Annotated in this window: 9 protein-coding genes; all 9 read left to right on the forward strand. The window is 73.6% G+C overall.

Annotated features, from left to right (window positions below; all coding sequences use genetic code 11):
- Positions 1–54 precede the first annotated feature (54 nt).
- The 9 genes from J4709_RS37645 to ettA all read left to right on the forward strand — a co-directional run bounded on the left by J4709_RS37645 (position 55) and on the right by ettA (position 12,393).
- Entirely contained in the window at positions 55–672 is a 618-nt protein-coding gene (locus tag J4709_RS37645) for a precorrin-8X methylmutase (protein WP_208248320.1), read from the forward strand.
- On the forward strand, positions 669–1,727 hold the full coding sequence (gene cobC / locus J4709_RS37650; protein ID WP_307801897.1) for an Rv2231c family histidinol phosphate aminotransferase CobC: 1,059 nt from the start codon (positions 669–671) through the stop codon (positions 1,725–1,727). The genes J4709_RS37645 and cobC overlap by 4 nt, the downstream gene beginning before the upstream one ends.
- A gap of 10 nt (positions 1,728–1,737) precedes the next feature.
- Positions 1,738–2,850, forward strand: coding sequence for a nicotinate-nucleotide--dimethylbenzimidazole phosphoribosyltransferase (gene cobT, locus J4709_RS37655; protein WP_232384637.1), 1,113 nt, complete (start codon positions 1,738–1,740; stop codon positions 2,848–2,850).
- A 111-nt stretch (positions 2,851–2,961) separates the two neighbouring features.
- Positions 2,962–4,200: a uroporphyrinogen-III C-methyltransferase gene (gene cobA / locus J4709_RS37660; protein ID WP_208248322.1), complete on the forward strand. Its 1,239-nt coding sequence runs from the start codon at positions 2,962–2,964 to the stop codon at positions 4,198–4,200.
- Entirely contained in the window at positions 4,197–6,191 is a 1,995-nt protein-coding gene (locus J4709_RS37665; protein ID WP_307801898.1) for an AAA family ATPase, read from the forward strand. Before cobA ends, J4709_RS37665 begins: the two co-directional genes overlap by 4 nt.
- On the forward strand, positions 6,188–7,927 hold the full coding sequence (locus J4709_RS37670) for a GTPase family protein (protein WP_232384639.1): 1,740 nt from the start codon (positions 6,188–6,190) through the stop codon (positions 7,925–7,927). The genes J4709_RS37665 and J4709_RS37670 overlap by 4 nt, the downstream gene beginning before the upstream one ends.
- An 88-nt stretch (positions 7,928–8,015) precedes the next feature.
- Positions 8,016–8,489: a single-stranded DNA-binding protein gene (locus J4709_RS55110; protein ID WP_173095754.1), complete on the forward strand. Its 474-nt coding sequence runs from the start codon at positions 8,016–8,018 to the stop codon at positions 8,487–8,489.
- A gap of 440 nt (positions 8,490–8,929) precedes the next feature.
- Positions 8,930–10,219 (forward strand): sensor domain-containing diguanylate cyclase, encoded by a 1,290-nt coding sequence (locus J4709_RS37680; RefSeq protein WP_208248324.1) that lies wholly within the window; start codon positions 8,930–8,932, stop codon positions 10,217–10,219.
- Positions 10,220–10,728: 509 nt separating this feature from the next.
- The gene (ettA, locus tag J4709_RS37685) at positions 10,729–12,393 is read left to right on the forward strand and encodes an energy-dependent translational throttle protein EttA (RefSeq protein WP_208248326.1); all 1,665 of its coding nucleotides are present in this window, start codon (positions 10,729–10,731) and stop codon (positions 12,391–12,393) included.
- Positions 12,394–12,616: the final 223 nt, after the last annotated feature.

Genomic DNA, 12,616 nt, shown 5'->3' on the forward strand with positions numbered 1-12,616 from the left:
CGACCGCGAGGACCGACCGTGACCCACCCCGACCATGATCAATCCGGAGGCGCAGTGACCGTACGCCAGCCCCATCCGATCGAGGTCCGGTCCTACGAGATCCTGCGCTCCCGGGTCGACCTGTCGCCGATGCCGCCGCTGTGGCGCGCCGTCGCGGAGCGGGTGATCCACGCCACCGCCGACCTGGAGTACGCCGTGGACCTGGTCACCACGGAGGACTTCCTCGGGCAGGGCTGGTCCGCGCTGCGCTCGGGCGCGCCCGTCGTCACCGACGAGCGGATGACCGCCGCCGGGATCAGCGCCCGCGAGACGGTCTGCCACGCCGACGACCCCGCCGCCGCGCGGATGGCCCGCGCCGCCGGGACCACCCGCTCGGCCGCCGCGGTCCGGCTGGCCTACGCCGAGGTCGGGCCGGGCGCGGTCTGGGTCGTCGGGTCCGCCCCGGAGGCGATCTTCGAGATCATCGCGCGCGGGGTCCGGCCCGCCCTGGTCGTCGGCACGCCCGTCGGGTTCGTCGGCGCGGCCGAGGCCAAGGAGGCGCTGCGCGCCAGCGGCCTGCCGCAGCTCAGCAACGTCTCGGAGAAGGGCGGTCCGGCGGTCGCCGCCGCGGCCGTCAACGCGCTGCTCTACTTCGAGCCCGCCGCGCCGTCCTACGGCGGGGGCGAGCCGTGATCGGGCAGCGGCCGGCGGCGCCCGGCCTCGACGACGGCGTGGACGAGGTCGACCTGCGCCACCACGGCGACGCCGAGGTCGGCGGCGGGCTCGCCGACTTCGCCGTCAACGTCCGCACCGGCACGCCGCCCGCGTGGCTCGCCGACCGGCTCCGCGCGTCCGTCGCCGACCTGGCCGGGTACCCCGACCCGCGGCCGGCCCGCCGGGCCGTCGCGCGGCGGCACGGCCGCGGTGCCGAGGAGGTGCTGCTCACCGCGGGCGCCGCCGAGGCGTTCGTGCTGCTGGCGCGCGTCCTGCAGCCCCGCAAGGCGGTCGTGGTGCACCCGCAGTTCACCGAGCCGGAGGCGGCACTGCGGGCCGCCGGGCACGCGGTGGAGCGGGCCGTCCTGGGCAAGGACTTCACCCTCGACCCGGCCGTCGTGCCGGAGGACGCCGACCTCGTCGTGGTCGGCAACCCGACGAACCCCACGTCGGTGCTGCACCCGGCCGCCGCGATCACCGCGCTGTCGCGGCCCGGCCGGACGGTCGTGGTGGACGAGGCGTTCATGGACTGCGTCCCGGGCGAGCCGGAGACCCTCGCGTCCCGGCTGCCGTCCGGGATCGTGGTGATCCGGTCCCTGACCAAGACGTGGGGCCTCGCCGGGCTGCGCGCCGGATACCTGCTCGCCCACCCGCACCTGGTGGCGCGGCTCGCGGAGGCGCAGCCGCTGTGGGCCGTGTCCACACCGGCGCTGGTGGCGATCGAGGCGTGCTGCGAGCCCGAGGCGCTCGCCGAGGCGCAGGCGTGGGCCGCCGGCCTCGCCGTCGAACGCGACCGGCTCGCCGCCGAACTGACCAACCGGGGCCTGTACGTGGTTCCCGAGGCGCGCGCGTCGTTCCTGTGCCTGCGCGTGCCGGACGCGCTCGGCATCCGGGCGCTGCTGCGGCAGCGCGGCTACGCGGTCAGGCGCGGGGACACCTTCCCGGGCCTCGGCACCGACTGGCTGCGCATCGCCGTGCGCGACCGCCCGGCCAACGACGCCCTGCTGGAAGTGCTCGGTGAACTGGGGATCTGAGGAGACGACCTTGTCGAACGCCGCCGCCGTGATCGAGGAGACCCGCGCCGCGATCGCGCCGCTCGACCGGGCGGCGATGGACGACGCCCGCGACCTGCAGTCCCGGCTCACCAAGCCGCCCGGGTCGCTCGGCGTGCTGGAGGAGGTGTCGATCCGGCTCGCCGGGCTCGCCGGGCGGTGCCCGCCGCCGCTCCCCGAGCCCGCCGCCGTCGCCGTCTTCGCCGCCGACCACGGCGTGCACGCACAGGGTGTGACGCCGTGGCCACAAGAGGTCACCGCGCAGATGGTCGCGAACTTCACCGCCGGCGGCGCGGTCGTCAACGCGTTCGCCAAGCAGGTCGGCGCCCGCGTCACCGTCGTCGACATCGGCGTCGCCGCCCCCCTGGACCCGGCGCCCGGCCTGCTCGACCGCAAGATCGCGCCCGGCACCGCCGACATGACGGCCGGGCCCGCGATGACCGCCGGCGAGGTCCGCCGCGCGGTCGCCGCCGGCATCGAGGTCGCCCGCGAGCTGGTGGACCAGGGCGCCCGCTGCCTGATCACCGGCGACATGGGCATCGCCAACACCACCGCGTCCGCCGCGCTGATCGCCGCCTTCACCGGCCTGCCGCCCGAGCGGGTCACCGGCCGGGGCACCGGCATCGACGACGCCACCCACGCCCGCAAGGTCGAGGTCGTCCGGGCCGCCCTCGCCCGCCACGGCCTCCTCGACGGCGCCGGCTCCCGCGACCCCCTCGACGTCCTCGCGGCCGTCGGCGGGTTCGAGCACGCCGGGATCGCCGGGTTCGTCCTCGGCGCCGCGGCGCTGCGCGTTCCCGTCGTGCTGGACGGGGTGATCGCCGGATCCGCCGCGCTCGCCGCCGCCGAGTTGAGCCCCGGCGCCCTCGCCGGCTGCGTCGCCGGGCACCGCTCCGCCGAGCCCGGCCACGCCGCCGCCGTCGATCATCTCGGGTTGCGCCCGCTCGTCGACCTGGAGCTGCGGCTGGGCGAGGGGACCGGCGCGCTGCTGGCGTTGCCGCTGGTCCAGGGTGCGGTCCGGGTCCTGCACGAGGTCGCCACCTTCGACTCCGCCGGGGTCGCCGAGAAGGAGGCCGCGCCCCGTAACGACATGATCTCGGAATGAGTCACGCTCGGCTATCGAAGGGCCGGAGCCCCTCTCCATGAGCTCCCCAACCCGAGTACCTTTGTTCCGCATAGACACTTGTCCGTCACCGGCGTCCGAAAGAATCACCACGTGCCCCCGTACCTGCTAGGTCTGCGCCTTCGAGGGCGACGCGTCCTCGTCGTCGGCGGCGGCCGGGTCGCGCAGCGCCGCGTCCCCGCCCTGCTGGACGCGGGCGCCGAGGTCGTCCTCGTCTCGCCCGAGGTGACCGCCTCGCTGCAGGGCCTCGCCGAGGCCGGCCGCATCGCCTGGCACGCCCGCCCCTACCGGCGCGGCGACTGCGCAGGCGCCTGGCTGGTGCAGGCCGTCACCGACGACGCCAAGGTCAACGGGGACGTCGTCGCCGAGGCGGAGGCCGCCCGGATCTGGTCGGTGCGCGCCGACGACGCCGAGTCGTCCCCCGCCTGGACGCCCGCGAGCGGGCAGGCCGGCGACGCCACCGTCGGGGTGCTGCTCGGCGGCGACCCGCGCCGCGCCGCCGGCATCCGCGACGCGGTCGTGGACGGGCTGCGCGACGGCGCGCTGGAGTCGCGGCACTCCCGGCAGAAGCCGTCCGGTGTCGCGCTCGTCGGCGGCGGCCCCGGCGACCCGGGGCTGATCACCGTGCGCGGCCGGCAGCTGCTGGCGATGGCCGACGTCGTCGTCACCGACCGGCTCGCCCCCGGCGGGCTGCTGGACGAGCTGGCCGCCGACGTCGAGGTGATCGACGCCGCCAAGATCCCCTACGGCCGGACCGTCACCCAGGACAAGATCAACGACTATCTCGTCGAGCACGCGAGCCAGGGCAAGTTCGTGGTCCGGCTCAAGGGCGGCGACCCGTTCGTGTTCGGCCGCGGCGGCGAAGAGGCGCTGCACTGCGCCAGGCACGGCATCCCTGTCACGGTGGTCCCCGGCATCAGCAGCTCGGTCGCGGTGCCGTCCGCCGCCGGCATCCCGGTGACGCACCGCGGCGTCGCGCAGGAGTTCCACGTCGTCTCCGCGCACGTCCCGCCCGGGCACCCCGACTCCACCGTGGACTGGGAGGCGCTTGGCCGCGCCCACGGGACGCTCGTGCTGCTCATGGCCGTGGAGCGGATGGCGCTCATCGCACCCGCGCTCGTGCGCTATGGTCGGTCGTCCGGCACGCCGGTCGCCGTCGTCCAGGACGGCACCCTCCCCGGCCAGCGGACCCTGACGGCGACGCTGGGCACCGTGGCCGACGAGATGGCCGCCGCCGGAGTCCGGCCCCCCGCGATCGTGGTCGTGGGCGACGTGGTCGACGTGGCGCGAGAGATCGACATGATTCGAGCCGACTTGGGACGGGATCCGTGACACCCCCCGCAGAGCGAAGCGCGGTCCACGACGAGGAGGCGGGCACCGGACGCGGAGGCGACGACTCCGCGAAGCCCGCGTCCCGGGACGCCATGCCCGAAAAGCCGGACACCGCCGCGTCCGCCCCGCCCGCCGAGGAGGCCGCGGAGACGGCGTCCGGCGGCGGGACGGCGACCGGCCCCGGAGCGGAACCGCCCGAGCGCGCGGCGGCCGCCGCGCGCAAGGGCGTCCGGCCCGGCGGCCCCTCCGGCCCCCGCCCCGGTGCCGCGACGGTCCGGCAGGGCGAGCTGGTCAGGGCGCTGACCGCGCTGCGCGAGCAGCTCGGCGCCTTCGACTTCCTGCTGGACGTGCCCGGCGTGCAGGAGGCCCGCGAGGCCCGCGACGAGCTGCGCGGCCAGCTCGACGACTACGTCCTGCCCCGCCTGCAGGCGGCGGGCGCGCCGATGCTGGTGGTGCTCGGCGGGTCCACCGGCGCGGGCAAGTCCACCCTGGTCAACACGCTCGTCGGGGCCCGCGTGAGCGCGACCGGCGTGCTGCGCCCCACCACCAGCAGCCCGATCCTGGTCTGCCACCCCGACCACGTCCAGTGGTTCATGGAGGGGCCGCTCCTGCCCGGCATGGGCCGCGTTCGCGGCCCCGCGCCCGACGCCATCGCGGGCGACCAGCTGGTCATCATCGCCAGCGAGGCCCTCCCGCCCGGCCTGGCACTGCTCGACAGCCCCGACTTCGACTCCGTCTTCGAGGACCACTACGAGTTCGCCACCAAGCTGATGGCGGCCGCCGACCTGTGGCTGTGCGTCACCACCGCCGCCCGCTACGCCGACGCGCAGGTGTGGCAGATGCTGCAGCGCGCCAAGGAGAACGGCGCCACCATCGGCGTCGTGCTCTCCCGCGTCCCGCAGGGCGACGGCCCCGGCGGCCGCCCCGGATCGGTCGGGCAGGGCAGCTCCGACGTCGTCGAGCACTTCGGCGAGATGCTCGACGAGCACGAGGTCGGCGACGCCCGCCGCTTCACGATCCCCGAGACCCGGATCGAGGAGAGCCGGCTCCCCGAGGAGACCGTCGAGGACATCCGCGCCTGGCTCACCGGCGTCGCCGAGGACGTCGAGGACCGCGAGATCGTCATCAGCGACACCCTCGCCGCCGTCCTGGACAGCTTCCGCACCCGCGTCCCCGAGCTGGCCCGCCAGGTCGAGGCGCAGGTCGAGCGGCGCGCCGAGCTCGCCCAGGAGGTCGAGGCCGCCTACGGCACCGCCCTCGCCGAGCTCGACGAGGCCACCCGCAACGGCTCGCTGCTGCGCGGCGAGGTGCTCGCCCGCTGGCAGGACTTCGCCGGCACCGGCGACCTGCTGCGCGCCCTGCACGTCCAGCGCGCGCGCCGCGGCCGCGGCTCCAGCCGGCGCCACCGCAGCCCCGCCCGTGTGCGCGCGCTGAAGGCCGCGCTGCGCAGCGGCCTGGAATCGCTGATCATGTCGACCGCCGAGCACGGCGCCGAGCAGGTCGTCGCCCGCTGGCGCGCCCACCCGGCCGGCGGCACGGTGCTCGCCGGGCGCGGCGACGAGATCGGGCACGTCTCCCCGGAGCTGTCGCGCCGCGTCACCCGGGCCGTCAGCTCCTGGCAGGACCACGTCCAGGAGCTGATCCGCACCGAGGGCGTGACCAAGCGCTCGGTCGCCAAGCTCGTCTCGTTCGACACCGAGGCCGTCTCCCTCGTCCTGACGATCGGCCTGCTCGGCTACGGCACCTCCGACGTGGCCGTCGAGGGCGGCAACAGCGCCGTCCCGCAGCGGCTGCTCAAGGCGCTGTTCGGCGCCGAGTCGCTGCGCGGCATGGGCGCCAAGGCCCGCGCCGACCTGCGCAGCCGCATCGGGATGCTGTTCGACGAGGAGGCCATCCGGTTCGGGCAGGTGCTCGATGGCGCCGGCCTCCCCGACGAGACCGTCCCCGTCCAGCTGTACCAGGCCACCTACAACCTCGAGGTCGCCCGATGACCACCTCGGCCCTGCCCGCCGGCTCGCCGACGAGCCCCGGAGGCGTCCCGGTCCCCGCGACGGACGTGTCCGGCGAGCACCCGGCGATCCCCGCCGAGCCCGCCGGCCCCGCCGCCCCCACCCTCACCGACCGGCTCAACGGCCTGGACCGCCTCGTCCAGGCCGGCACCGGACGGCTGGACCGGCCCCTCCTCGACGAGGCCGGAGCGCTCCTCGACCGGGCCGGCCAGCGGCTCCGGCTGTCCGGCGAGCACACCGTCGTCACCCTCGCCGGCGGCACCGGCAGCGGCAAGTCCTCGCTGTTCAACGCCATCTGCGGGCTGGAGCTCTCGCCCACCGGCATGCGCCGGCCGATGACGTCCAAGGCGCACGCCTGCGTCTGGGGCCTCGACGGCGCCGGCCCCCTCCTCGACTGGCTCGACGTCGACAAGCGGCACCGCTACGCCCGCGCCAGCGCCCTCGACCTGGAACGCGCCGACAGCTCCCTGCAGGGCCTCGTCCTGCTGGACCTGCCCGACCACGACTCCATCCAGGCCATGCACCGCGCCGAGGTCGACCGGTTCGTCACGATCGCCGACCTGCTCGTCTGGGTCGTCGACCCGCAGAAGTACGCCGACGCCGCACTGCACCGCAACTACATCGTCCCGTTCGCCCGGTACGCCGGGGTCACCCTGATCGTCCTCAACCAGGTCGACCGGCTCGCCCCCGACGAGATCGACGACTGCGTCGCCGACCTGCGCCGCCTCCTGGAGGCCGAGGGCCTCGCCCGGCCGCGCATCATCACCACCTCCGCCGTCGCCGAGGACGGCGTGCACGGCTTCCGCGACGTCCTCGTCGACACCGTCGCCGCCCGCCGCGCCCGCAGCGAGCGCCTCGCCGCCGACGTCGACCGGGTCGCCGAGCGCTTCGCCGAGCACCGCCTCGACGCAGAGCCCCCCACCACCGTGGACGAGGGCCGCCGCACCGAACTCGTCGAGGCCCTCACCGACGCCGCCGGCGCGCCCGCCGTCGCCGAGGCCATGGAGAGCGCCTACGAACTGCGCGCCTCCGACTTCGTCGGCTGGCCCGTCAGCGCCCTGATCACCCGGCTCCGCTCGGACCCGCTGCGCCGGATGCGCCTCACCGAGCTGCGCGAGGAGCTCCGCAACGCCTTCACCGGCCCCATCGGCGCCCAGCAGGGCGACGTGGACAACGCCCTCGCCGGCGTCACCGACGGCGTCACCGGCGAACTCCCCGTCCACTGGGCCCGCTCCGTCCGCGCCGCGGCCCGCTCGCAGGCCACCGAGATCCCCGAGGCGCTCGGCGAGTCCCTCAAGGAGGCCCTGCCCACCTTCAACCAGGTGCCGCGCTGGTGGTGGCTGGTCAAGACCTGGCAGTACTTCCTGATCCTCGTCGCCGTCCTCAGCGTCGTCTGGATCGGCGTCCTCGTCGCCTACGGCGTGCTCAAGGTCGGCGGGGACGACCCGGGCGGCTTCATCGGCCAGTCCGGCCTGATCCCCTACGTCGCCGTCCTCGTCGTCTGCACGCTCGGCATGGGCTGGCTCACCTCGTCCGCCTGCCGCAACCTCGTCGCGCTCTCCTCGGCCAAGCACGGCGACAAGATGGAAGAGCACATGCGCGAGGGCATCGAACGCGTCGCCCGCGACAAGGTCATCGAGCCCGTCGCCGCCGACCTGCGCGTCTACGCGGGCTTCCGCCACGACGTGGACGTCGCCCTGGGCCGCCCGCCCGCATAGTTATCCACATTTTCCACGACGCTGTCGCCGAGGGTGACGGCTCGGGCACCGTTGGTTCACGTAAGCCACGAGAACCAACGGAGGACCCGTGAACGAAGCGCACGTCACCGTCATCGGCTGGACCGCCGCCGAGCCCTACTACACCGTCACCGGCAACGGCACCCCGTTCCTGTCCCTGCGCGTCGGCTGCACGCCCCGCCGCTACGACCGCGAGAGCGGCTCCTGGCAGGACCTCGACACCATGTTCCTGACCGTCAACTGCTGGCGCGGCCTCGCCGACAACGTCAACGCCTCCGACTTCCGCCGCGGCACGCCCGTCCTCGTCACGGGCCGGCTCCGCGTCCGGCAGTACGAACGCGACGGCCAGTGGCGGTTCTCCGCCGAGATCGAGGCCAACACCGTCGGCCACGACCTCGGCCGCGGCACCGCCGACTTCCGCCCCGTCCAGCGCGGCGGCGCCCTCACCGACGAGGACCGCCAGGCCGCCCGCGACGCCGCCGACCAGTGGGCCCTGACCACCCCACCCGACACTGAAGCCGAACCCACCCCCCAAGCCGCCTGACCCCCAACACCGAGAGGGGGTGAGCGAGGTGAAAGAGAGGAGGCCCGGGGTGGGGAATGTGGGCGGGGTAGGGCGTTGCCGTCGGGTGACGAGCCGCGAGCGGCGGGTGAAGAAGCGCGGACGCAACCGGATGACGGACGGCGGAACGCCCGGAGTTCGGGGATTCGGACTCGGGCGGAGGGGGGCGTGGCCGGCAGATGAATCACTGCCGGTCGGTGCCCCCGCACCGTCGGGGTCCAGCGGCCTGCCTAGATCCAGGAAACGCCGCGCATGGTGTTGCCCCCCTCAGGATGTGCCGAGGTCCGCGGATCCGCGGCCTCCTATGCATGGTGCCCAGAACGGTCACCAGCATGTGCCCTACCGAAGGTACCTGTTTCCCGCCCGTTCCGCACACGTTGCAACTATCGTGTTACACAACGTGATGCGTGTAAGGGGGAAGGATGACGGCAGTGCAGTCGTCCGCCGAGGACCGGGGCGGGGAACTCACCCGCGTGCCCCGCCGCCGATCGCTATTGGGGCGCCCGTCCCTGCTCGTGGTCTATGTGCCGACGGTCGTCGCCGTCCATCTGGGGCTGATCGTCGCCCTGCTGTTCCGCACTCCCTTCCGGTTGCAGGATCTCGCGACCTTCGCGGCGCTGCTGGCGTGCGGTGCGGTCTGCATCGAGGCGTCGAGGCGCCTCGGCATGCCGGCCGGGGTGGCGCGGGACCTGCTGTCGGCCTGGTGGCTGCCCGTCGCCCTGCTGCTGCCACCGCTGTACGCGCTGCTGATCCCGATACCACTGCAGGCGCTCCTGCAGTTCCGGGTGCGGCGGACGCTCGTCTACCGGAGAGGCCTGGTCGCTTCGGCCCTCGGCATCGCCGGAGCATGCGCGTCAGTGGTGTTCCACCAGGTCGTCCCGGCGCCGCTGGAGGGTGCGCCGCACTGGGTGGTGCATGCGTATCCGGGCATCCCCGCGGCGGTGGGCTGCGCGGCGCTGTTCACCATCGTGAACACGGCGCTGGTCGCGGTGGCGGCGCACGCCGCCAACCCCGAGAGCCGCTGGCGGGACGTGCTCTGGACGCGCGAAAGCCTGCTGCTGGACGTGGTGGAGCTGTGCGTCGGCATCCTCGTCGCGATCACGAGCGCGCTGACGCTCGGGATGCTGCTGCTGGCGCTGCCACCCGTGATGCTGCTGCAGCGCAGCCTCATGCACCAGCAGTTGCAGGCCGCCGCGCGGACCGACGCCAAGACGGGCCTGCTGAACGCCGGGGCCTGGCAGCGGGAGGCCGACACCGAGCTGTCCCGGGCCCAGCGCACCCACGACGCCCTCGCGCTGCTGCTGATCGACATCGACCACTTCAAGCGGGTGAACGACACCCACGGCCACCTGATCGGCGACCAGGTGCTCGTCGGCGTCGCCAGCACCCTCTGCCACCAGCTGCGCGACTACGACGTGGTGGGCCGGTTCGGCGGCGAGGAGTTCGTGGTGCTGCTGCCGGGCGCCGACACCGTCGAGGCGTGCCGCGTGGCTGAGCGCCTGCGCGGCCGCGTCCGCCGCCTCGCCGTCCCGGCCGAGGAGGGCACCGTCAACGTCACCGTCTCGGTCGGCGTCGCGCTGTTCCGCACCCACGGAGAGGACCTCATCGAACTGCTCGCTGCGGCCGACCTCGCCCTGTACCGCGCCAAGGAGTCCGGCCGCGACCGCGTCTGCCTCCCCGCCGTGGACACCCCCCGCCCCGACGACGCCTAACACCCCACCTACCTACTCAAGCCCCAACCAACACCCGTCCGCCCCCGCCATCCCCACCCAGACCAACGCCCTCCGCCCCCTACGCCCGCCCAGGTCAACGTCCGCCCCGTCCCATAACCCGCCCGCCCACGTCAGCACCTGTCCTTGCGCCTTGGTCGGCGGCCGTCTGGGCTGGGGGCCGCCCGGTAGGGCGCCGGTTCGTGTGGGCGCTTGTTTGGCCGCGTCAAGATTTGCTGTCCTGGTCGACGCCTGTCCGGTCCGGCGTGGTCGTCCAGTGGAACGCCCCTTTGCGTCAGTGCCTTTTGGTCGCGTTGAGGTTGGCTGTCTTGGTTGGCGGCTGGCCGTGCTCGCGGGGAGGTTCCTTGCTCGGTCGACGGCAGCTCTTGGGGCAAGGCTCGACGTCGGGCGGAGGTGGTTGGCCGGGGGTGGGCGGGGGCGGGGCTGTGTTGGGGGTTCGGGGGTGGGTGGAGGGCGACGAAATGGTGGCTGCGACCCCCTACTCTTGAAACATGGCCGAGTACATCTACACGATGCAGCGTGTGCGCAAGGCACATGGCGACAAGGTCGTCCTGGACGACGTCACCCTGCATTTCCTTCCGGGTGCCAAGATCGGTGTTCTGGGGCCGAACGGCACCGGTAAGTCGACGCTGCTGCGCATGATGGCCGGTCTGGAGCAGCCGTCCAACGGCGACGCGCGCCTGATGCCGGGGTTCACCGTCGGCATGCTGCAGCAGGAGCCGCCGCTGAACGAGGAGAAGACCGTCCTCGGGAACGTGCAGGAGGGCGTCGCCGAGACCAAGGCGATGGTCGACCGGTTCAACGAGATCGCCGAGAAGATGGCGACGGACTACTCCGACGAGCTGATGGAGGAGATGGGCAAGCTGCAGGAGCAGCTCGACCATCGCAACGCCTGGGACCTCGACAGCCAGCTGGAGCAGGCGATGGACGCGCTGCGCTGCCCGCCCGGCGACGCCGAGGTCAGCAAGCTGTCGGGTGGTGAGCGGCGGCGCGTGGCGCTGTGCAAGCTGCTGCTGGAGTCGCCCGACCTGCTGCTGCTGGACGAGCCCACCAACCACCTGGACGCCGAGAGCGTGCAGTGGCTGGAGCAGTTCCTCGCCAAGTACGAGGGCACCGTCCTGGCCGTCACCCACGACCGGTACTTCCTGGACAACGTGGCGACCTGGATCCTGGAGCTGGACCGCGGCCGCTGCTTCCCCTACGAGGGGAACTACTCCACGTACCTGGAGAAGAAGGCCGACCGGCTGAAGGTCGAGGGCAACAAGGACGCCAAGCGCAAGAAGCGCCTGGAGGACGAGCTGGAGTGGGTCCGCTCGAACCCGAAGGCGCGCCAGACGAAGAGCAAGGCGCGTCTGGAGCGCTACGAGGAGATGGCGGCCGAGGCGGCCAAGACCCGGAAGCTGGACTTCGAGGAGATCCAGATCCCGCCGGGCCCGCGCCTGGGCAACACGGTGATCGTCGCGGACAAGCTGGGCAAGGGGTTCGGCGACCGGTCCCTGATGGACGACCTGTCGTTCAACCTGCCGCCGAACGGCATCGTCGGCGTCATCGGCCCGAACGGCGTCGGCAAGACCACCCTGTTCCGGATGATCGTCGGCGAGGAGCAGCCGGACACCGGCCGGCTGCGGCTCGGCGAGACCGTGAAGGTGTCCTACGTCGACCAGGGGCGCGGCGGCATCGACCCGAAGAAGTCGGTGTGGGAGGTCGTCTCCGACGGCCTGGACCACATCAACGTCGGGCAGGTCGAGATGCCGTCCCGCGCGTACGTGGCGGCGTTCGGGTTCAAGGGCCCGGACCAGCAGAAGCCGTCGGGGGTGCTGTCGGGCGGTGAGCGCAACCGGCTGAACCTGGCGCTGACGCTGAAGCTCGGCGGCAACGTGCTGCTGCTGGACGAGCCGACCAACGACCTGGACACCGAGACGCTGTCCAGCCTGGAGAACGCGCTGCTGGAGTTCCCCGGCTGCGCCGTGATCACCTCGCACGACCGGTGGTTCCTGGACCGCATCGCCACGCACATCCTGGCGTGGGAAGAGGGCTCGAACTGGTTCTGGTTCGAGGGCAACTTCGCCGACTACGAGAAGAACAAGATCGAGCGGCTGGGCGCCGACGCGGCCCGCCCGCACCGGGTCACGCACCGCAAGCTCACCCGCGACTGACCCGCCCGCACCGCGGCGGACGGCCGCGCGGGCCCCGGATGGGGTGCCCGCGCGGCCGTCCGCTTTCCGGCGTGCCGGAGGTCAGCCGGCGGCGGGCGGCAGCTGGCTGAGGATCATGTCGACCCAGGTGGCGACCAGGGCGTCGTCGTCGACGCCGATGGGGTCGGTGTCGAGCAGGACGCGCAGGAGCCGCGACGACAGCAGCGCGCCGACGCCGACGGCG

The organism is Actinomadura violacea (assembly GCF_017573465.1).
GTDB classification, from domain to species: domain Bacteria; phylum Actinomycetota; class Actinomycetes; order Streptosporangiales; family Streptosporangiaceae; genus Spirillospora; species Spirillospora violacea.